Origin of the sequence: Prevotella sp. SGI.167 (genome assembly GCF_050313615.1) — a bacterium.
Taxonomy (GTDB): Bacteria; Bacteroidota; Bacteroidia; order Bacteroidales; family Bacteroidaceae; genus Prevotella.
Genome location: NZ_JBNPLT010000018.1, coordinates 1 through 20,611 on the forward strand (window position 1 = coordinate 1; position 20,611 = coordinate 20,611).

Here is a 20,611-nt window from a genome sequence, read left to right on the forward strand (position 1 = left end):
GCAAGTATGGAACTGGAATGCTATGTTCGAGGGAAAGCTGAAAGTTGGCAAGAGAAAGGAGACTCCGAAGGATAGAGAGTTTTTCCTGATGAACGAGAAGCAAGACGATATTCTGATTCATCCAGACTCAGAAATGATGATGGTGATGAGCCATGAGGAGTTGCTCCAAACGATACAGTATCGTGAGTTTGTAGATAGCAAAGGGGAGTTTGGCATCATCAAGCTTCCTGATGGGAAGATGACGGTAGTGAACCGGCAGGGAGAACAAGTCTTGGAGCCAGGCGATTACCGTGACATGAAGCTGTTGGATGGCAACATCCTGTTCTACCGACATCGCAGAAAGGAGGTCTGCTATTATGACCTGTTGTCTGGAGCTATTATTGACGATGGTCCCAATGTTTACGATGTTCCAAAGGTGGTTACGCTAGAAGGTTGGGAGTTCATCAAATATGGAGATGTTTATATGTCTCGCACCTACGAACATTTCTCTTGGCCATATTGCCCTTCCAAATATGACCTGTTCAATTTTGGGGATTACCTGATATATCGTTATAATTATTTAGTAGATAGTGGTTGCCAGGAATGGTACTATTATGAAGGAGGCAATGGCTTGATGATGAAGGCTACTATAGATAGTAATCGAGTATGTTTCTTGCGTGGTGATTATGAACATGTGTATTGGATGTGTGCCACTCTTCGTTGTGGTTGTATCGTGGTTATGGACAGCAAGCAGGACTACTACCTGGTGGATTCATATTTGAAGAAGACCTATATTGGATGCAATAACCCAAAGAATGAAAATGAAGATCTTCATATTGTAATGCCTCGCCTTGGCAAGAAATACTATGATGAGATGATGTTACAGGAGAAGAAAAAGGAAGCAAGCGAGATGATTCTTTTGCATGAAAAGTCTGTAGCAGGACATGTGGAATTATATCAGGCTGGAAAGAAATGGGGCATAAAAGTGGATGGCAGAGTTGTCGTGCCACCCCTTTATCGCAGCATAGCGCAACCTGTTGGTGCCTATTGTGCCTTTGAAGAGATTCCAAGATATTGGGGTATTATGACCTTAAAAGGCAAGGTGATAGTTGATGCCAAATATGAGAAGGTCGAGATTCGTGATGGAGGGATCGCCGTGGTAACTGATATCACGGGGAAAACACAGACCATCCATCTGAAAGCCTGAGAATATTAACAAAAAAGAGTGTGTCATAAATTCATGGCACACTCTTTTTTTTATTCTGTTTAATTACATCTTCTTTATCCGTTTGCGATATTTCCGAACAAATCGAATGAGGCATCCCAATCCTTCCAAACTGGTTCTCTGCCCAATTCCTTCAATCTCGCATTGATTACCTTGGCGGTACGCTCATCGCTTACGGTGAACTGCTCCAATGCCTGAGGATAGGTATGGTAACCACCAGGATTTACCTTTGATTCTGCCGACATGGTGGTGACACCCAGTGTTGCCATGTTGTCACGGATGTAGGCTGGCTCACGGGTAGAGTAGGAGATATCTACATCGTGGTCGAAGATACGCATGGCGAAAGTTGCCTGGGCCAACTGCTTATCGGTCATGAAGCAGTTTGGCTGGAAACCTTCGTTCTGTGCAGGGCGCATACGAGGGAAGTTTACGCTGTACTTGGTCTTCCAGTAATGCTTCTGCAGGTAGCGAAGGTGATGAGCCATCATCACTACATCCGTACGCCACTCCTTCTCCAGTCCGATGAGCACACCCATACCGATGGAGTGAACGCCTGCCATACCCATGCGGTCGAAACCATCGCAGCGCCACTCAAACTTGCTCTTCATGCCACGTGGGTGGTAGAGCTTGTAGTGCTCGTGGTTGTAGGTTTCCTGGAAACAGATGACGCCGTTCATACCATGGTCGGCGAGGGTCTTGTAATCCTCAGTAGAGAGCGGCATCACCTCAATCTTCACGTTAGAGAAATACTTCTTGGCGATGTCGATTGCCTTGGCAAGATAAGGGGTGCCAGCCTTGGCTGGGTTCTCGCCCGTAACGAGAAGGATGTTCTCGAATGGAGCCAACTGCTTGATAGCCTTGTACTCGTTCTCAATCTGCTCTGGGGTGAGGATGGTACGAGCCATCGGATTCTCACGATGGAAACCGCAATACACGCAGGAGTTGGAGCATGAATTGGTGATGTAGAGAGGAATGAACATCGACATGGTCTTGCCGAAGCGTTCCTCGGTATATTTGCGGGAAAGACGCGCCATCACCTCCAGGTATGGTTCGGCTGCCGGTGAAATCAGCGCCATGAAGTCGTTCACATCGCAATGGTCCTTGGCAAGGGCACGGCGCACATCGTTATCGGTCATTCGAGCAATGCGCTCCGTGGTCTCCTCCCAACTGATATTCTTTAATTCGTCTGAAAACATTTTCTTACTTTTTAAACTTTCTCAAATCGTGTGTCAACTTGGCTGCGCAGAAGTTTGGACCACACATGGTGCAGTATTCACCCTCGGTATGACCAGCCTCCTCGAAATACTTCAAGGCAAGCTCTGGGTCGAGAGAGAGGTGGAACTGGTCTCTCCAGCGGAACTCGAAACGTGCCTTGGAGAGGGCGTTGTCGCGGATGGTTGCACCTGGATGACCCTTAGCCAAATCGGCTGCATGAGCGGCAATCTTATAGGTTACCACACCTGTGCGCACATCTTCCTTGTTAGGCAAGGCGAGGTGCTCCTTTGGTGTTACATAGCAGAGCATAGCGGTGCCGAGCCATGCAATCTGGGCGCCACCGATGGCTGAAGTGATGTGGTCGTAACCTGGAGCGATATCGGTAACCAATGGGCCGAGGGTGTAGAATGGTGCCTCGTGACAGTGGTCGAGCTGGCGCTCCATGTTCTCCTTGATCTTCTGCAATGGCACGTGACCAGGACCCTCGATGAATGCCTGCACGTTCTTGTCCCAGGCACGGGTAACGAGTTCGCCCATGGTATCCAACTCGGCAAACTGGGCAGCATCGTTGGCATCGGCAATACAGCCAGGGCGCAGACCATCGCCCAAAGAAAGGGCTACGTCGTACTGTGCCACGATGTCGCAGATGTCGTCGAAGTGCTCATAGAGGAAGCTCTCCTGGTCGTGATAGAGACACCACTTGCTCATGATACTACCGCCACGGCTCACGATGCCGCAAAGACGGCTATCAGCAAGATGCACGTTGTGGCGACGGATGCCGGCATGGATGGTGAAATAGTCAACACCCTGCTCACACTGCTCGATGAGGGTATCACGGAATACTTCCCAGTTCAGGTCCTCTACCTTGCCGTTTACCTTCTCCAAAGCCTGGTAGATAGGCACGGTTCCTACTGGTACAGGACAGTTGCGCACAATCCATTCACGGGTTTCGTGGATGTTGTCGCCGGTAGAGAGGTCCATTAAAGTATCGCCTCCCCACTTGCAGGACCATACAGCCTTATCCACCTCTTCCTCGATGCTGGAAGTAGTGGCAGAGTTACCGATGTTGGTATTGATCTTCACGAGGAAGTTGCGGCCGATGATCATCGGTTCGCTCTCCGGGTGATTGATGTTGGCTGGAAGAACGGCACGTCCGCGTGCAATCTCATCACGAACATACTCAGGGGTGATATGGGTATCGATGCCCAACTCCTGGCAGTTCATGTTCTCGCGGATAGCCACGTACTCCATCTCTGGAGTGATGATGCCAGCCTTGGCATAAGCCATCTGGGTGATGTGCTTGCCAGCCTGTGCACGGCGAGGCAACTGGATGTGCTCGAAGCGGAGATGGTCGAGGCTATGGTCAGCAAGGCGCTGCTTGCCATACTCGCTGGTAACCTCCTTGAGCTGCTCGGTATCGTTGCGGTCGAGAATCCACTGCTCGCGCATTCTTGGCAAGCCCTTCTTCAAATCTACCTGATAGTTAGGGTCGCTGTAAGGACCGCTGGTATCGTAGATGTAAACCGGAGCGTTTGGCTCTGTATGTGGAATGCCGCGCTCATCCTTCACAACAGTAGGAGTGAGGTTTACCTTGGTCATTCCAACCTTGATCTGTGGGAAAAGTTTTCCCTGCATATACGCCTTTTCTCTCTGGGCGTAAGCTTTCTTATCGTTTGGCATAATTTTTTTAAAGGTAAAAAGGTAAAAGGGTAAAAAGGTAAAAAGAACATTCTGCTTCTTTGCCTTCATCCTTCATGCCTTTTATTATATTAAAGGTAAAACGGTAAAAGGGTAAAAAGGTAAAAAGAACATTCTGCTTCTTTGCCTTCATCCTTCATGCCTTTATATTATCATATATATATTATTATATTATAATTATTCGTTGAGGAATGCGGTGAGAGGAGAACTTGCCTCGGCACAATCGCTGATGGCTCCGAGACCTGCCTCGTAAGCACGGCGACCGCAGATGACTGCCTCCTTGAATGCCTTGGCCATCTCTACAGGGTCACCGGCAACGGCGATGGCTGTGTTGACCAAGCAAGCGCTGGCACCCATCTCCATGGCTTCAGCTGCGTGGCTAGGCGCACCGATACCTGCATCTACTACTACTGGAACAGTAGCCTGTTCGATGATGATCTGCAGGAAGTCCTTCATTCTCAATCCCTTATTGGTACCGATAGGTGCAGCGAGTGGCATCACGGTAGCAGCACCAGCCTCTTCGAGGTGCTTGCAGAGGGTTGGGTCTGCCTGGCAATATGGCAATACCACGAAACCGAGTTTTACCAGTTTCTCGGTAGCCTTCAGAGTCTCGATAGAGTCTGGAAGAAGATAGCGAGGGTCTGGGTGGATTTCGAGCTTGAGCCAGTTGGTTCCGAAAGCCTCGCGAGCCATCTGTGCTGCGAATACAGCTTCCTCAGCGTTGCGCACGCCACTGGTGTTAGGAAGGAGCTGGATATTTGGGTTCTGCACGATATGAGAGAGCAGGTCGTCCTGCTTGTCTTCGAGTTCGATACGCTTCATGGCAACGGTCACCATTTCTGTTTCAGAAGCCTTGATGGCTTCAGCCATGAGCTGGTTGTTGTTGAACTTTCCTGTTCCGAGGAAGAGGCGGGAGTTGAACTCTCGTCCTGCAATTACTAATTTTTCCATTTTTTTTGTATTGTTATTTTTAAATGTTTGCTATTTGAATCCCTTTATCCGCCAGGCGTTCCGACGGTCCTTCATCCGCCAGGCGTTCCGACGGATTTGCAATCCGTCATTAAAAAATGTTCGACCACTTAAACCTGGGGATTTGTAATCCCCTTATCAACCTAGTTTGCTGCGGATTTCAAATCCGCAGATCTTAAATAGGTTGGGACCTTTTTTTACGCCGGATTTCAAATCCGGCGGGACGGCATCACTTTATCCGCCAGGCGTTCCGACGGATTTGCAATCCGTCATTAAAAAATGTTCGACCACTTAAACCTGGGGATTTGTAATCCCCTTATCAACCTAGTTTGCTGCGGATTTCAAATCCGCAGATCTTAAATAGGTTGGGACCTTTTTTTTACGCCGGATTTCAAATCCGGCGGGACGCCTAGCGGGCTTTATTTTTTCTGGACGCCTAGCGGGCTTTATTTTTTCTGGACGCCTAGCGGGCTTTATTTTTTTGGATGCCTAGCGTTACTTATCTGAATTCCTCCATCATTTCCATGATATCATGGGTTTCTGATGCCGGGTCCTTGGCATTGAGGATGCAGCCGCTGAGTGCGATGCCGTTAACTCCCGTCTTCATGATGTCGGGAATATCCTCCCTGGTGATGCCACCGATGGCAACGATAGGGATATCGATATTTTCTGCCTTCATCTTCTGGATGATCTCGTGATATCCTTCAAGACCGAGTATAGGCGAGAGCTTCTCCTTGGTGGTGGTGAAGCGGAACGGACCGCAACCGACATAATCGGCTCCAGCCTCATAGTGAGCCTTCACATCCTCGAAGGTGTTTGCCGTTCCGCCGATGATGAAGTCGTCGCCTAGAATCTTGCGGGCCTCGGCAATCGGCATATCGTTCTTGCCCAGATGCACGCCATCGGCACCCACCTCTTTCACCAGTTCCACACGGTCGTCGATGATGAAGGTAACATTCATGATCTTGCACCATTCCTTCACCTTGTAGGCGATGGGGCGCACCTCATTGTCAGAGGCATCCTTCATGCGGAGCTGAACCCATCTGCAGAGTCCTGTTATCGCCTCGTGGATGCCATCCAGGTAAGTCATCTTCTCATTCTGGTGAGAGATGAACTGCAGTTGAAAACTGTCTAGAGGTATTTTTGCCATAGTCCTATAAACTTTTCTGTATAAACTATTAACTATAGATTATCCTCCGCAGAATGCCTTGACAATCACGATGTCTGTGCCCTCCTGGATGAGATGGTTTTCCCATTCATCACGTGGCACCATTTCGTTACTGATGGCTACAGCGCAACCTGTAGCAGGAAGGTCGAGTTCCTGGGCAAGTTCCTTTACGTTCTTTGCCTGAGTTTCTGTCTCTTTGTTGTTGATAGTTACTTTCATAACAGTTCGTTTTTATGATGATATTCATCATGGGAAAAGAAAGATGTTTTTCTTTTGCCATCAATGATAATCATCGTTGTTTACTCCTATAATAATATGTAATCAACACGGAGAACTGTTCTTGAGAAAGTCCGGTATGAATAAAGCCCCTAATCCTAGCAGAAGTTGCACAGAATAGGGGCTCTATCATGATAAGCTTATATCGAATCCCTGCGACAGCATTATCTGTGTCAGGTTCAATGGGTATAATCTCAGCCGAATTTTCAGCACCCCGTGATAATCGTTCGCAAAAGTAATGATATTCTTGGAAAAGAGCAAAAAAGGTGGTTGATTTTTAGGTAATATTAACGGTAGAAGGATAAAAGGTCATACCTTTTGAAATAAATGAGAATTTTTGTTTAGTTTTTTGTTGAATTATTTGGTGGTTTCGGTAAGATATATTAAATTTGCAGTGTAAATATTTTAAAATGTTATAGGTAAAAATGAAAAGTATTAAAATGATGGCTTTGACAGCAGTCACAATTCTTGCGCTGTCATCTTGTGGTACCACTCAGCAGGTGCCTCTTACTGGTAGAACTCATCGTATCTCTGTATCCGATGAGCAGGTCTTGAGCTTGTCTAATCAGGAATACACCAAATATATGGCATCGGCTAAAAAGTCGACAAACGCTGCCAATACTGCCATGGTGCAGCGTGTTGGTAAAAAGTTGGCTAATGCTGTAGAAACTTACCTGAAGAATAATGGCTTTGCCAATGATGTGAAGAATTATGCATGGGAGTTTAATCTCGTACAAGATAAAAACGTCAATGCATTTTGTATGCCTGGCGGCAAGATCGTTGTTTTCGAAGGTTTGTTACCTTATACTCAGAATGAGACTTGTCTGGCTATTGTGTTAGGTCATGAAATTGCTCATGCCGTGGCTAAGCATAGTGCCGAGCAGTTGAGTAAGCAGCAGAACCAGCAGGTAGGTACAGCCATTGTGGGTAGTGTGTTGAATCAGGCTGTAGGTAATGGCGTTGGCGATGTGGCTAGTGCCGTAGCCGGACAGTATTTCTCTTTCCGCAACTTGAAATATTCCCGTGACAACGAGACTGAGGCTGATTACATGGGACTTATCTTTGCTGCCATGGCAGGTTACGACCCTCGGCAGGCAATTCCATTCTGGCAGCGTATGTCGCAAGGTAAGAGCGCCAACCAGAGTGATATCTTCAGTGATCATCCTTCGGACGCCAAGCGTATTGCTGCTCTTCAGAAGGAAATGCCAGAGGCTTTGAAGTATTACAAGCCGGCTACTTCTACCTCCAAGACAGTGAAGACTACGAAGGTGTCAACCAAGAAAACAACTAAAAGAAGAAAGTAGTATTCACTAAATATTAACAACTATGATGGATTATATCTCACAAAATCTTTGGCTGTTCTGGACAGTTATCATGTTCATCTGCCTTATCCTGGAGTTGTCTTCGGGTGACTTCTATGTTACGTGCTTTGCCATCGGTGCTTTGGTCAGTATTCCTGTGGCTGTGATGGATGCTCCCTTCTGGGTTCAAGTAGTGGTATGGGCCGTTTGCTCGGTATTGAGCATTCTCTTGATTAGACCACATCTTGTAAAGGCAATAAGACATGGGGCAGATAACAGAAAGAGCAATTATGATGCTTTGGCAGGACAGATTGGTGAAGTGAGTGAGACCATCGTGGCTGGCGGTTTCGGACGCGTGAAACTTGATGGCGATGACTGGAAGGCACAGGCTCCTGATAGTACTGAAGACTTGCAGGTGGGTCAGCGAGTAAGGGTGCTGGGACATGAGTCTATCATTCTGAAAGTAGAAAAAGTTTAATTCTTGTTTCCTGGGAAGAATTAATTATAAAGGTAGAAATAATCATTATTCACTTAATATCATAAACATCATGAGCATAGGAATTTATGTACTTGCGGCTCTCGTATTGCTCGCACTTGTCGTGGTTAAGAAAACCATCGTTATCATTCCTCAGAGTGAAACGAAAATCATTGAGCGTCTGGGACGTTATTACGCCACCTTGAAGCCAGGTATCAATATCATCATTCCTTTTATCGATCATGCCAAGGACATCGTGGCTATGAGAAATGGAAGATATACTTATACCAACAGCATTGATCTCCGTGAACAGGTATATGATTTCGACCGACAGAATGTGATTACCAAGGATAATATCCAGATGCAGATTAATGCCTTGCTGTATTTCCAGATTGTAGACCCTTTCAAGAGTGTATATGAAATCAACAATTTGCCAAATGCTATCGAGAAGTTGACTCAGACTACTCTTCGTAATATCATAGGTGAGATGGAATTGGACCAGACCCTGACCTCTCGTGATACCATCAATACTAAACTTCGTGCGGTACTGGATGATGCTACTAATAAGTGGGGTATCAAGGTGAACCGTGTAGAGTTGCAGGATATTACTCCACCGGAAAGTGTATTGCAGGCAATGGAGAAGCAGATGCAGGCAGAACGTAACAAACGTGCTACCATCCTTACCTCTGAAGGTGAGAAAGAGAAGCAGCGTCTGCTTTCTGAGGGTGAGAAGGCTGCCATCGTCAACAAGGCAGAGGCAGCCAAACAGCAGGCTATCCTCAGAGCTGAAGGTGAGGCAACAGCCCGTATCCGCAAGGCAGAGGCAGAGGCTATTGCCATTCAGAAGATTACAGAAGCTGTGGGACAGAGTACAAATCCTGCCAACTATCTCCTTGCCCAGAAGTATATTGCCATGATGCAGGAAGTGGCTCAGGGTAAGGATAATAAGGTGGTTTACCTGCCTTATGAGGCTACTAATCTGATGGGATCTATTGGTGGTATCAAAGATTTGTTTAAAGGTTGATTTTTAATAAACGGTACTTTATTATAAAAAATGAGTAAGAAAATATGTATTGTAGCTGGTGCCAGACCTAATTTTATTAAGGTAGCACCAGTTATCAGAGCCATTCGCAATGCCCAGAAGTCGGGCGTTGATGTAGAATATCAATTGGTTTATACAGGAAGAAAGGACGATCCAACACTGGAATCTTCACTCTTTTCTGACTTGGATATTCAGAGTCCTGACGTTTTCCTTGAGGTGGATTGCGAGAATATGAATGAACTGACGGGTATGGTAATGGCGCAATTCGAGCGTTATCTTCAGGATCATCCTACGGATGTCGTTATCGTTGTTGATGACCTGGCTTCTACCATGGCTGTTGCTATCGTAACCAAGAAGCAGGGCGTGCAGTTGGCTCATATTGCTGCAGGAACCCGCAGTTTTGATATTACGATGCCAAAGGAAATCAATCGTCTTGTGATTGACGGGCTTTCTGACATTCTCTTTACCGCAGGTATTTCCAATAACAGTATTGCCAATAAAGAGGGAGCTGAGCTTTCCAAGGTGTATATGGTAGGTAATGTGCTTATCGATAATATCCGATTCCTGCAGCAGCGTATGCAGCGTCCTGCGGTGATGGATGAGATGCATCTGGAAGAAGGCAAGTATATGGTGCTGACCTTGAACCGCAAGGCGATAGTCAATAACATTGATGAGATGAAGAGTCTTATCACAGTTATTGATTCCGTGGCTCGGAAGGCTGGCATCAAGGTCGTGGCTCCATTGCGTGGTAAGGCATTGGGTTTCGTTCTGGCATTCAAGGCTTATCAGGATGTTGCCGATCATCAGTCGGGCATTATGGTGGTACAACCACAGGGTTATCTCGAGTTCTTATATCTTACCGCTCATGCGATGGGCGTCATTACAGATTCCGGGAATGTGGCTGAAGAGGCAACCTTCAATGGCGTGCCTTGTGTTACGCTCAACAGTTATACCGAGCACATGGAGACTGTGACTGTAGGTACCAATGAACTGGTGGCAGAGGACCCTGAAAAATTGCAGAATGCGATGGAAAAAATATTGAATGGTGAATGGAAAAAGGCAGGTATTCCTGACAGATGGGATGGAAGATCTGCAGAACGCATCGTTCAGATTCTTGCTGAATAATCCTTTGAAGAAAGGGGATTCATATAGCATGGTAAAGCGCCCTGAAAAGGCAGAAGCATTGATGTGAAATGCTCTTGCTTTTTCAGGGCGCTTTTTTTATTTTGCTGTATTATTTTGCGTAGGATAATCGTATTTCTTGAAATAAGAAGGAGTTTTATTGTCATACCAGATACCTTCTACATTCAGACCGATGGAGAATGTTTTCTTGTCATTGGTGTATCTGATGCCACCGCCTAACACGTTGGCTCCCGGTACTCCCATTCCATAACCTCCTGGCATAATGCCGTGGCTCCAATAACCTGGATGCATTCCAAAACCATAAGGACCGTAACCGTAGGCACCATATCCGTATGGACCGTAACCGGCATATCTGCCATAGATTGAGTTGTAATTATTGGCAACGCTCAGCTGACCATATACGTAAGCCTCCCAATTCTTGTTGATTTTATATCCTAGAATGCCATAGAGACCACCGTCATGATAACTGTCGCCACCATAATTGGTATTTGTAAGATAAACACCCAATGCCATCCATAACTTTTCGTCCTTACTGAGTGGTGTAAGATAGGTGGCATCTATCGTCTGGGTAAACCCGCCACGATGAGGCGCATGTTTGCCGAAGGTGGCAAAGGCAGAAAGATCAACCGACATATTGAGTCCTTTATGAAGTCCCCAACCGTAATTTCCCCATCCATATCCGTAATCGGTTGGGGTAGGATTGGAAAGGCAAAGACTTGTCTGAAGGCTATCTTGTGCAGAACTGTATACTGCCGTTGGAGCAAGTCCATTAGATGCGGATTCATTGATATGTCGTAACGGAACATAGGAGTTCTGCATAGGCTTTCCGCTATAAATCATCTTTTTGCCATCCTGTAGAATGGTATCGCCTGGCAAAATCCAATCTTCACGAGGACTGTCAAGACTATGCAAAGGCCCGAAACTGATTTGTTGGGCGTATGCATGGGTCATCATCAGACAGGCCGACATGAAGAGGATATATAGTCTTTTCTTATTCATTGTATATTGTTTTTTATAAATTCTTTACTCAGATTCCTGAAATCCCAGATTCAGAATGCCACGACCGTCATGTAATTCTACTGAAAAGCAAGAAATAAGACGTAAAGTTGTATTTCAGACGCAAAGTTATAAAGAAAGTTTGAGAAACACTCATCTTTTTAGAATAAAATCGTTATCTTTGCACTCGATAACATAAATAAGGGTAAAAATTGAAGAAAAAATGAAAAAAGTATTCTCTTTATTCACTATTTTGTTCATGATGACTGCAACAGCCGTTCATGCTCAAAATGCAAATATGGGTTCAAAAGGAAATTTGATGGACAAGGCAGCTCTGGATAGTACCATGCAACTCTTGCCTTGGGAAACTCCTCATGATCCAACCTGTCATCAGGTGATGATCGAAACCAATATGGGCAATATTCTTGTGGCGTTATATAATGATACACCGAAGCATAGAGATAACTTTCTGAAACTTGTGAATTCCGGATTTTACAATGGCTGCATCTTTCAGCGTGTTATCAAGAACTTTATGATACAGGGAGGTGACTATTCTACCCGAAAGGTGACTCCAGGAAAGGTTGAAAAGTTTGATGTTGATTATACCGTGCCAGCAGAAATCATTTATCCTAAATACTATCACAAACGCGGTCAGCTTTGTGCTGCCCGTGAAGGAGATGATGAAAACCCAACCAAGGCTTCGGCTTCTACTGATTTTTATATCACTTGGGGTCGCAATTTCTCTCCACGCCAAATGGAGTATACCGTCAACAAAATGAAGAACGAGGGTAAGAACTATGCCATTCCTTCTGAGCAGATTCAGCAAGGATATATGAAGCATGGAGGAGTTCCACATCTCGATAACGGCTATACCGTCTTTGGAGAGGTGCTGGAAGGTTTGGAAGTGGTAGACAAAATTCAGAATGTAGCCACTAACAAAGAAAATAATGACCGACCTTTAGAGGATGTAGTAATCCTCAAGGCTATTCAAGTGAAATAAAATCTATAAATAACTGAAAAAAACATTATTACGATGAAATCTTTAAAGGAATTGTACAGAATTGGTAAGGGACCATCCAGTAGTCATACCATGGGACCTCAGCGTGCAGCAAAGCTGTTTATGGAACGTTGTGCAAATGCCTCTACTTACGAAGTTACCCTCTATGGAAGTCTTGCGGCTACTGGTAAGGGGCACATGACTGATGTTGCTATTGAGGAGGTCTTCAGGCCGCATAAGTTAGTTCACATCATTTGGGAGCCACAGACCTTCCTGCCTTTCCACCCAAACGGGATGAAGTTTGTGGGTAAAGATCTGAATGGTGATATTATTGAAGAGTGGACGGTTTACAGTATTGGTGGTGGTGCTCTTTCTGATGGCACAGATGGCCATGATGAGTTGGGGGCTAAAGATATATATGATTTGAATACCATGCACGAGATTCAGCAATGGTGTTATGATAACGGCCGATCATTCTGGGAGTATGTAGAAAAGTGTGAGGGTAGTGATATTTGGGATTTCCTCGGTACTGTCTGGCAAACAATGAAACAGTCCATCCGTAATGGATTGGATCATGAAGGCGTATTGCCTGGTCCTCTCAAGCTTCAGCGCAAGGCTGCTACTTATTTTATCAAGGCAAGGGGCTATCGTGCCTCTTTGCAGAGCAGAGGATTGGTTTATTCCTATGCTTTGGCTGTAAGTGAAGAAAACGCTTCTGGTGGTACCATCGTGACAGCTCCAACTTGCGGTGCTTGTGGTGTGTTGCCTGCTGTGCTTTATCATATGCACACGGCTCATGATATGAGTGAACAGCGCATCCTTCGTGCTTTGGCTACTGCCGGATTGGTGGGTAATATCGTGAAGCATAATGCTTCTATCAGTGGTGCAGATGTTGGTTGCCAGGGTGAAGTAGGTGTGGCTTGTGCAATGGCTTCGGCTGCAGCCTGTCAGCTCTTTGGTGGAAGTCCTGCACAGGTAGAATATGCTGCCGAGATGGGTTTGGAACATCACTTGGGCATGACCTGCGATCCTGTTTGTGGCTTGGTTCAGATTCCTTGTATTGAGCGTAATGCCTTTGCGGCAGCCCGTGCTTTGGATGCAGATCTCTATGCTTCCTTCTCTGATGGTCATCATAGTGTTTCATTTGATAGAGTGGTGGAGGTGATGCGCCAGACAGGACATGATTTGCCTTCTCTTTATAAGGAAACGAGTGAGGGAGGACTGGCTAAAGGTTTCAATATAAATAAAAATTAATTGAAAAGTTTCGCCTCAAATGGCAGATGTATACATTTTTTTTCGTATCTTTGCAGAAAATTATAGCTATAAAAAATAAATAATGGGATTATTCGGATTTTTCAGTAATAAGAAAAAAGAAACTCTCGATAAGGGTTTGGAAAAAACCAAAGAGAGTGTTTTCGGAAAATTAGCTCGTGCGGTGGCTGGTAAGTCGACCGTAGATGACGATGTGCTTGATGATTTGGAGGAAGTTCTCATCACTTCTGATGTAGGTGTAGAGACTACCGTGAAAATCATTCGTCGCATCGAAGAGCGTGTAGCACGTGATAAATATGTTTCAACTTCAGAGCTCAATCAGATCTTGCGTGAAGAAATCGCCAATCTCTTGTCTGAGAATCATTCTGATGATAATGATGATTGGGATTTGCCTAGCGACCATAAACCATACGTTATTCTCGTGGTTGGCGTGAATGGTGTAGGTAAGACTACCACCATTGGCAAATTGGCTTACCAGTTTAAGAAGGCTGGCAAGAAGGTTTATCTCGGTGCTGCCGATACATTCCGCGCAGCTGCTGTAGAGCAAATCTGTATATGGGGCGAACGTGTCGGGGTGCCTGTTGTAAAACAGCAGATGGGCAGTGACCCTGCCAGTGTGGCTTTTGATGCTCTGCAGAGTGCTAAGGCTAACGGTGCTGACGTAGTTCTGATTGATACAGCCGGTCGTCTTCATAATAAGGTGAACCTGATGAACGAGTTGAAGAAGATTAAGGAAGTGATGAAGAAGGTGCTTCCTGATGCACCTGATGAGGTAATGCTGGTTCTTGATGGCAGTACTGGTCAGAATGCCTTTGAACAGGCTAAGCAATTTTCGGCTGTTACCAATATCACTTCGCTTGCCATCACCAAGCTGGATGGTACAGCAAAGGGTGGTGTTGTTATCGGTATCTCTGATCAGTTGAAGGTACCTGTTAAGTACATTGGACTTGGTGAGGGTATGGAAGATCTCCAGCTTTTCAATAAGCGTGAGTTCGTTGACTCTCTTTTTAAGAAATAGTAGTGAAAAAATAGATGAAGAAAAATCAGATAGATATTATAACTTTGGGTTGTTCGAAGAACCTGGTTGACAGCGAATTGCTCATGAAGCAGTTTGAGGCCAACGGTTATCATTGTACTCATGACCCAAAGCGTCCTCAGGGGGAAATAGCCGTTATCAATACCTGCGGTTTTATAGAAGATGCCAAGCAAGAGAGTATTGATACCATTCTGGAGTTTATCCAGGCTAAGGAAGAAGGAAAACTGAAGAAACTTTATGTAATGGGTTGTCTTTCACAGCGTTATCAGAAGGAATTGGAAGCTGAAATGCCTGAGGTTGATAAGTTTTACGGCAAATTCAATTATAAGCAGTTACTTCACGAATTAGGTAAGGCTGACGTTCCTTCCTGCGATGGACACCGTCATCTTACTACTCCTCGTCATTATGCTTATGTCAAGATAGCAGAGGGCTGTAACCGTCATTGTGCCTATTGTGCCATCCCAATCATTACAGGAAAACATGTTTCTCGCCCTAAGGAGGAGATTTTGAATGAGGTTAGGGAGTTAGTGGCAGAAGGAGTTAAGGAATTTCAGATTATTGCTCAGGAATTAACCTATTATGGTGTTGACCTTGATGGCAAGCATCATATCACAGAGCTTATCAGCGAAATGGCTGATATTCCAGGCGTGAAATGGATTAGATTGCATTATGCTTATCCTAATCAGTTCCCTATGGATCTGCTCGATGTGATGCGCGAGAAACCAAATGTCTGCAAGTATCTTGATATAGCGTTGCAGCATATCAGTGATCACATGCTTTCCCGTATGCACCGTCATGTGTCCAAGCAGGAGACAATAGATCTCTTGAAGGCTATCCGTGAGCGTGTGCCAGGAATTCATATCCGTACTACACTGATGGTTGGTTTCCCTGGTGAGACTAAGGAAGACTTTGACGAATTGATGGATTTTGTACGTGAGCAGCGTTTTGAGCGTATGGGAGCCTTTGCTTATTCTGAAGAAGAGGGAACCTATAGTGCTACTCACTATGAGGATGATGTGCCTGCAGATGTGAAGCAGCGCCGGCTTGATGAACTGATGATTCTTCAGCAGGACATCAGTGCTGATATAGAGGCAGAAAAGGTAGGCAAGGTCTTAAAGGTTATCATCGACCGTAAGGAAGGTGATTATTATATAGGTCGTACAGAATTCTGTTCGCCGGAAGTAGATCCAGAAGTATTGATTCGTGCTACGGAGAAGCGCCTGCGTGTGGGTTGTTTCTATAATGTTAAGATTACTGCAAGCGAAGAGTTTGATCTCTATGGTGAAGTGGTGAAATAATAAATGGCTTATGAATAATAAGGAATTTGTCGCTGAGTTGGCTCAGCAAACTGGTTATTCACAAGATGACACTCAGAAGTTGGTACGTAAGGTTATCGATGCTATGATAACTGAGTTTGAGGATGGCGAGGTTGTCGCTATCCCCAATTTTGGTACGTTTGAGGTAAAGAAGCGTATGGAGCGTGTGGTGGTTAATCCTACTACCAAAAAGCGCCAGTTGGTGCCACCGAAGCTCGTATTAGGATTTCGTCCGGTAGCTGCTGTCAAGGAGAAACTTAAAAATGGAGGGGATGCTGTATGAGTAAGAATAGTCTGAATGGATTGGCTGATAAATTGGCCGAGAAGAGTGGGCTGAGCCAAATTGAGGCAGAACTTTTTATTCGTAAAATGTTTGATGTCTGTCATCAGGGGCTTGCTGCTGATAAGATAGTCAAGATGCGCTGGCTAGGTACTTTCAAGGTTACTTCCGTGAAGGAACGTGAGAGTGTAGATGTGAATACGGGTGAGCGTATCGTTATAGAGGGACGTGATAAGCTTTCCTTTACTCCTGATAATATTCTCAAGGAAATTGTCAATAGGCCTTTTGCTCAGTTTGAGACTGTGATTGTGAACGACGGTGTTGATTTCGAGTCAATAGATAAGAAATATGAGGATAGTTTAGAGGATGAGGAGCAAGAGGAATCTCTTGAGAAACCTAAGCCTATAATAGAGGTTGTTGAACCTACGGAAACTCCTTTACCGGACGTTGTTTCAGAAGAAACTACACAGGCTGAAGCTGTTTCCTCTTCAGAACCTACTACTAGTGGAGTTATAGATTTTCTGGATGTTCCTGAAAATCCATCTGAAGATAGTAGTGTGGTGGTGATTGGTGAAGACTCGACGATTGAACCGCAGACAACTGTTTCTCAGGAAGTGCCAACGGAGGAGATTCCTTCATCTGTATCAGATGATATTCAGGCAGATAGCAGGGAGGAAAATTCTAATGCAGAAATTGAGGCTGAGACTGATGCTGAAATTGGGGCCGATGATGAAGTTGAGATACGTCGTCGTCATTTCATCATTCCAAAATATGTGGTGATTATTGCAAGCTTCACCTTATTATTATTAATAGGAGGCTTGGGATGGTTTGCCTTCAATTACGGGCAGATGGCAGCTCAACGTGATCATCTTGAATTGCAATTGGCGCAATATAAGACGGATAAGAATGTCGTAGCGAAGCCTGCTAATGTGAAGAGTCAAGAGCAACTTCTTCAGGAAAAAGCAAGACAGGACAGTTTGCGTATGGCAAAGGCAAATGATGCCATTAAGGCTGCAGAAAGAGCCGATTCATTAAAATCGGCTGCTGTAGATAAAGAAATCTCTGTAAAGAACTTGAAAGCTGATGAAAAGTCTGCAGAACTTAAAAAGAAGTCTGCAACAGATAAAAAGCGGGATAAGGCAGCTGAACATGCAAAGGTAGTGTCAGATAAATATGATAGTAACCCAAGGGTTCGTACTGGTGCCTATCGTATCGTAGGTGTAGACCAGGTAGTAACTGTTGGCGAGCATCAGACAATGGCTACACTCAGCAAGCGATATTTAGGTCCTGGTATGGAATGTTATATTGAGGCTCTTAATGGTACCTCTACTATTAAGAGTGGACAGAAGGTCAAGATTCCAAAGTTGGAATTGAAAAAGAAGAAGGCAAAATAACATTTGTGTTTATACCAGCTGAAGGGGGATGAGTGAAAGTTGTATGATTCACTATCCGAAGAAATAATACGCCCTGTAAAGGCAAAGGCTTTCATTTTCATGCTTTTGTCCTTACAGGGCGTCTTGATAACAATAAGGGAATACCCGTTTTCACGAGATGCTCTTTTCTTGTTCTTCTCCAAATTGTGCAATGAATTGCTCTTCGGTTATGATAGGAATATTCAATTCATGCGCTTTCTTATTCTTTGAACTTTGTGATTCTGCATCATTGTTGATGAGATAATGGGTGCTCTTGCTCACACTGCCAGTCACTTTACCACCTTGGCTCTCGATGTACGCTTTCAGTTCATTGCGATTTTTATAATGATGTACATCTCCCGTAACTACGAATGTCAAACCATCACACTTCGTACCTTTTTCTATAGGCTCCTGCTTCTCGATGACGAGATGTGGAAGGAGGTGCGCTACATGAGCTCTATTGTCTGCATCATGGAACCAGTTGATGAACTTAGCACTTTTTTCCGGTCCAATGCCATCAATGTCAGCAAAGTCATCACCAAACAAGCTGGTGCTGTTTTGGGCTATATCTATCAATTCCTCTAACGGGTAGCGTTCTATCAATTTCTTGGCAACATCGCCACCGCAAAGGGGAATGTTGAGCGCATAGAGAAGATGACGCCCATCGGTATGACGGCTTTTTTCTACACTGTTCAGTAAATTGCTGACGCTTTTCTTGCCAAAGCCTTCAAAGTTAGAAATTTTAAAGACTTTTTCTGGTTCTCTGAGTTTATAGAAATCAGCATATTCGCTAATTAATCCTTCATTTACGAATTTCCAGATAGTCTGCTCAGAAATACCTTCGATATTGAGACCTTCTTTGCTGACGAATCTGGCAAATTTCTTCAGTTGCTTGGCTGCACAATGTGGGTTTGTACAATGTAGGGTTTTTGTACCGCTCTCGCTTTCCTGTACTTTGGCTTCAGCATGGCAAACCGGACAGAACTCTGGTATTTCGAAAGTTCCTATAGCTTCAGTGACATGAATCACTTTAGGAATAATCTTATTTGCTTTAATCACCTGCAATTTCGTTCCCTTACCACCGATACCCAAGCGTTCACATTCGCTTACATTGCAGAGAGATGCACGTTGCACAGTGGTTCCTTCCAACTCTACTGGCTTGAAAACGGCAACAGGCGTGATGGTATTTGCAGCACACGACCATTCGATATGGTCTAATTCTGTATCTGCATGTTCGTCTTGCCATTTAAAGGCAAAGCCAGCTCTGGTTGCATGATGGCCCGTAACAGAACCTGTGGCACCATACACGGTATCATCGTAGCAGATAACCAGACCATCGACAGGAAATGGATTTTTCTTGTTGGTTACCTTTTTGGTAAAGACATCAATTTCCTGTAGGATGTGGTCTTCCGTAGGATGCTCTATCAACTGTCGTTCCACAGGATGTAGTCCCAGGTCTTCCAGTAACTGCATACGTTTTCCCCACGATGTGATTTCATGTTCGGTATATACCAGTGTAAATGGAATCCATTGTATATGGCGCTGCTTAACCACTTCTACATCTTTCAGTGAGAGGGAGCCTGATGCCAGGTTTCTAGGATTGGCATAGTCGCCTTCACTCTCAATGATGAACTGTTCGAAATCGGCATAGGAGATGACTGCCTCACCACGTACAACAAGATGACCCTTCTCCTTGATTGTTGCTGGAATACCACTGATAGCTGGAGCCAGGTGGGTGATGTTGGTGCCGATATGTCCATTACCACGTGTTACCACCTTGCTGAGACTACCGTTATCGTAAGTTACCACCAAAGTCAGACCGTCCAGCTTCCAGGAAATCCATATCGGGCGGTCTTCAGCCCACTTGACGAGATCGCTCACCTTTTTTGTCTTTGCAAGGGATAGTGCTGAAAATTCATGCTCTTCTTTCTGACCGGCAATCTGGTCTTCAGAAACTTTATTGGTAGGGGAGTTGGGTAGTATTTCACCAGTTTCCTCTTCCAGTTTTTTCAGTTGGTCGAACATGGCGTCCCACTCGTAGTCGGTCATCCGTTCGCCTTCACCATTATAATAAGCAAGAGAAGCTTGATTGAGTCGTTCAACCAAGCTTCTCATAAGTGATATTTTATCGTTCATTATTTTTCAATTTCCATAGTCGTTTTTTCAAATGCAAATCTCATACCTCTCGTTCCGTAGTTTACTTGTCCGCAGATGCAGAATCCCATTGAAGAGAGAAGATTTATCATAGGTAAGTTGTCGTGATTGGTATCAACCTTGATACTTGGTACTTTTTCTACTTCGCAAAGGCTGTTAACCTTATCGATAAAGATTCGAGCCAATCCTTCTCTCTGGAACATCGGCAAAGTAGCGAAACGATGAATTACATAGTAATCTCCATTCGTTAGCCATTCTCCTTTAAGAAAGTCATATTGTGGTTCTCCGTTCAGCATGACGGCACCATAGACAGCTACTTGATCATCAACCGTGATGACAAAAGCATTACCATTGTCTATGTCGTTTTGAATGTCTTTAACAGACGGATAATCGTTAGTCCACTGGTGTCTTCCAGAAGCAATCATGAGTTTTCTTGCCTGATCTATGACATTCCAGCAAGCTTCAAAATCTTTTTTGTATGCAGGTCTGAAGTCAGTCTTCATATTATCTTTTCCTTTATTATATTAAATCCGCTGCAAATTTAACAAAAAAAAACGAAATAAAAGCGAAAAAGGAGAAAAAACTAAACCAATGTGTCGATTTTTCTCCTTTTTTCTCTATTTTGAGGCTATTATAGCTTCAAATTCTGAAACTATA

The 20,611-nt window shown here is 44.6% G+C and carries 19 protein-coding genes and 1 riboswitch; of the genes, 11 read left to right on the top strand and 8 right to left on the bottom strand.

Features of this window, described 5'->3' with window-relative positions; genetic code table 11:
- On the top strand, positions 1–1,186 hold a 1,186-nt coding region (locus ACQRBJ_RS10190), incomplete at its 5' end, for a WG repeat-containing protein (protein WP_445303542.1).
- A gap of 74 nt (positions 1,187–1,260) precedes the next feature.
- Here ACQRBJ_RS10190 and thiH read toward each other — a convergent pair.
- The 5 genes from thiH to thiS form a co-directional block, all read right to left on the bottom strand.
- Positions 1,261–2,400 (bottom strand): 2-iminoacetate synthase ThiH, encoded by a 1,140-nt coding sequence (gene thiH, locus ACQRBJ_RS10195; RefSeq protein WP_119248892.1) that lies wholly within the window; start codon positions 2,398–2,400, stop codon positions 1,261–1,263.
- A 4-nt stretch (positions 2,401–2,404) separates the two neighbouring features.
- The gene (gene thiC, locus ACQRBJ_RS10200; RefSeq protein WP_287594985.1) at positions 2,405–4,099 is read right to left on the bottom strand and encodes a phosphomethylpyrimidine synthase ThiC; all 1,695 of its coding nucleotides are present in this window, start codon (positions 4,097–4,099) and stop codon (positions 2,405–2,407) included.
- Positions 4,100–4,294: 195 nt separating this feature from the next.
- Entirely contained in the window at positions 4,295–5,068 is a 774-nt protein-coding gene (locus ACQRBJ_RS10205; RefSeq protein ID WP_297210899.1) for a thiazole synthase, read from the bottom strand.
- Between the two features lie 517 nt (positions 5,069–5,585).
- Positions 5,586–6,236, bottom strand: coding sequence for a thiamine phosphate synthase (locus tag ACQRBJ_RS10210; RefSeq protein WP_445303543.1), 651 nt, complete (start codon positions 6,234–6,236; stop codon positions 5,586–5,588).
- Between the two features lie 39 nt (positions 6,237–6,275).
- Positions 6,276–6,473: a sulfur carrier protein ThiS gene (thiS, locus tag ACQRBJ_RS10215; protein ID WP_445303544.1), complete on the bottom strand. Its 198-nt coding sequence runs from the start codon at positions 6,471–6,473 to the stop codon at positions 6,276–6,278.
- Positions 6,474–6,661: 188 nt separating this feature from the next.
- Positions 6,662–6,757, bottom strand: a riboswitch (TPP riboswitch).
- Positions 6,758–6,955: 198 nt separating this feature from the next.
- Here thiS and ACQRBJ_RS10220 point away from each other — a divergent pair.
- The 4 genes from ACQRBJ_RS10220 (at position 6,956) to ACQRBJ_RS10235 (ending at position 10,473) form a co-directional block, all read left to right on the top strand.
- Complete coding sequence (locus ACQRBJ_RS10220; RefSeq protein ID WP_294970770.1) at positions 6,956–7,834, top strand: M48 family metallopeptidase; 879 nt, start codon at positions 6,956–6,958, stop codon at positions 7,832–7,834.
- Positions 7,835–7,856: 22 nt separating this feature from the next.
- Positions 7,857–8,309, top strand: a complete 453-nt coding sequence (locus tag ACQRBJ_RS10225) for an NfeD family protein (RefSeq protein ID WP_294970767.1) — start codon at positions 7,857–7,859, stop codon at positions 8,307–8,309.
- Positions 8,310–8,379: 70 nt separating this feature from the next.
- Positions 8,380–9,330 carry an SPFH domain-containing protein gene (locus ACQRBJ_RS10230; protein ID WP_294970765.1) on the top strand — a complete coding sequence of 317 codons (951 nt, stop codon included), beginning with the start codon at positions 8,380–8,382 and terminating at the stop codon, positions 9,328–9,330.
- Between the two features lie 30 nt (positions 9,331–9,360).
- A complete protein-coding gene (locus ACQRBJ_RS10235) occupies positions 9,361–10,473 on the top strand; it encodes a UDP-N-acetyl glucosamine 2-epimerase (RefSeq protein ID WP_445303545.1) in 1,113 nt (370 codons plus the stop codon).
- Positions 10,474–10,569: 96 nt separating this feature from the next.
- Here ACQRBJ_RS10235 and ACQRBJ_RS10240 read toward each other — a convergent pair whose 3' ends face one another.
- A complete protein-coding gene (locus ACQRBJ_RS10240; RefSeq protein ID WP_445303546.1) occupies positions 10,570–11,490 on the bottom strand; it encodes a hypothetical protein in 921 nt (306 codons plus the stop codon).
- Between the two features lie 220 nt (positions 11,491–11,710).
- Here ACQRBJ_RS10240 and ACQRBJ_RS10245 point away from each other — a divergent pair, with 220 nt between their 5' ends.
- The 6 genes from ACQRBJ_RS10245 to ACQRBJ_RS10270 all read left to right on the top strand — a co-directional run bounded on the left by ACQRBJ_RS10245 (position 11,711) and on the right by ACQRBJ_RS10270 (position 17,782).
- On the top strand, positions 11,711–12,487 hold the full coding sequence (locus tag ACQRBJ_RS10245; RefSeq protein ID WP_295346563.1) for a peptidylprolyl isomerase: 777 nt from the start codon (positions 11,711–11,713) through the stop codon (positions 12,485–12,487).
- A gap of 33 nt (positions 12,488–12,520) precedes the next feature.
- A complete protein-coding gene (locus tag ACQRBJ_RS10250) occupies positions 12,521–13,738 on the top strand; it encodes an L-serine ammonia-lyase (RefSeq protein WP_294970756.1) in 1,218 nt (405 codons plus the stop codon).
- 82 nt (positions 13,739–13,820) lie between these two features.
- Complete coding sequence (ftsY, locus tag ACQRBJ_RS10255; protein ID WP_295346561.1) at positions 13,821–14,774, top strand: signal recognition particle-docking protein FtsY; 954 nt, start codon at positions 13,821–13,823, stop codon at positions 14,772–14,774.
- Between the two features lie 14 nt (positions 14,775–14,788).
- The gene (gene rimO, locus ACQRBJ_RS10260; protein ID WP_294970754.1) at positions 14,789–16,090 is read left to right on the top strand and encodes a 30S ribosomal protein S12 methylthiotransferase RimO; all 1,302 of its coding nucleotides are present in this window, start codon (positions 14,789–14,791) and stop codon (positions 16,088–16,090) included.
- A 10-nt stretch (positions 16,091–16,100) separates the two neighbouring features.
- Entirely contained in the window at positions 16,101–16,391 is a 291-nt protein-coding gene (locus tag ACQRBJ_RS10265) for an HU family DNA-binding protein (protein WP_217760689.1), read from the top strand.
- A complete protein-coding gene (locus ACQRBJ_RS10270; protein ID WP_445303547.1) occupies positions 16,388–17,782 on the top strand; it encodes an HU family DNA-binding protein in 1,395 nt (464 codons plus the stop codon). Before ACQRBJ_RS10265 ends, ACQRBJ_RS10270 begins: the two co-directional genes overlap by 4 nt.
- Positions 17,783–17,932: 150 nt before the next feature.
- On the opposite strand, the gene ligA is transcribed toward ACQRBJ_RS10270, so the two are convergent.
- Positions 17,933–19,936 (bottom strand): NAD-dependent DNA ligase LigA, encoded by a 2,004-nt coding sequence (gene ligA / locus ACQRBJ_RS10275; RefSeq protein ID WP_445303548.1) that lies wholly within the window; start codon positions 19,934–19,936, stop codon positions 17,933–17,935.
- The gene (locus ACQRBJ_RS10280; protein ID WP_153125955.1) at positions 19,936–20,457 is read right to left on the bottom strand and encodes a GNAT family N-acetyltransferase; all 522 of its coding nucleotides are present in this window, start codon (positions 20,455–20,457) and stop codon (positions 19,936–19,938) included. Before ACQRBJ_RS10280 ends, ligA begins: the two co-directional genes overlap by 1 nt.
- Positions 20,458–20,611: the final 154 nt, after the last annotated feature.

Bases quoted from the DNA above. Each gene is read 5' to 3' on its own strand.
- thiH (WP_119248892.1), bottom strand. From the start codon at position 2,400: ATGTTTTCAGACGAATTAAAGAATATCAGTTGGGAGGAGACCACGGAG.
- thiC (WP_287594985.1), bottom strand. From the start codon at position 4,099: ATGCCAAACGATAAGAAAGCTTACGCCCAGAGAGAAAAGGCGTATATG.
- ACQRBJ_RS10205 (WP_297210899.1), bottom strand. From the start codon at position 5,068: ATGGAAAAATTAGTAATTGCAGGACGAGAGTTCAACTCCCGCCTCTTC.
- ACQRBJ_RS10210 (WP_445303543.1), bottom strand. From the start codon at position 6,236: ATGGCAAAAATACCTCTAGACAGTTTTCAACTGCAGTTCATCTCTCAC.
- thiS (WP_445303544.1), bottom strand. From the start codon at position 6,473: ATGAAAGTAACTATCAACAACAAAGAGACAGAAACTCAGGCAAAGAAC.
- ACQRBJ_RS10220 (WP_294970770.1), top strand. From the start codon at position 6,956: ATGAAAAGTATTAAAATGATGGCTTTGACAGCAGTCACAATTCTTGCG.
- ACQRBJ_RS10225 (WP_294970767.1), top strand. From the start codon at position 7,857: ATGATGGATTATATCTCACAAAATCTTTGGCTGTTCTGGACAGTTATC.
- ACQRBJ_RS10230 (WP_294970765.1), top strand. From the start codon at position 8,380: ATGAGCATAGGAATTTATGTACTTGCGGCTCTCGTATTGCTCGCACTT.
- ACQRBJ_RS10235 (WP_445303545.1), top strand. From the start codon at position 9,361: ATGAGTAAGAAAATATGTATTGTAGCTGGTGCCAGACCTAATTTTATT.
- ACQRBJ_RS10240 (WP_445303546.1), bottom strand. From the start codon at position 11,490: ATGAATAAGAAAAGACTATATATCCTCTTCATGTCGGCCTGTCTGATG.
- ACQRBJ_RS10245 (WP_295346563.1), top strand. From the start codon at position 11,711: ATGAAAAAAGTATTCTCTTTATTCACTATTTTGTTCATGATGACTGCA.
- ACQRBJ_RS10250 (WP_294970756.1), top strand. From the start codon at position 12,521: ATGAAATCTTTAAAGGAATTGTACAGAATTGGTAAGGGACCATCCAGT.
- ftsY (WP_295346561.1), top strand. From the start codon at position 13,821: ATGGGATTATTCGGATTTTTCAGTAATAAGAAAAAAGAAACTCTCGAT.
- rimO (WP_294970754.1), top strand. From the start codon at position 14,789: ATGAAGAAAAATCAGATAGATATTATAACTTTGGGTTGTTCGAAGAAC.
- ACQRBJ_RS10265 (WP_217760689.1), top strand. From the start codon at position 16,101: ATGAATAATAAGGAATTTGTCGCTGAGTTGGCTCAGCAAACTGGTTAT.
- ACQRBJ_RS10270 (WP_445303547.1), top strand. From the start codon at position 16,388: ATGAGTAAGAATAGTCTGAATGGATTGGCTGATAAATTGGCCGAGAAG.
- ligA (WP_445303548.1), bottom strand. From the start codon at position 19,936: ATGAACGATAAAATATCACTTATGAGAAGCTTGGTTGAACGACTCAAT.
- ACQRBJ_RS10280 (WP_153125955.1), bottom strand. From the start codon at position 20,457: ATGAAGACTGACTTCAGACCTGCATACAAAAAAGATTTTGAAGCTTGC.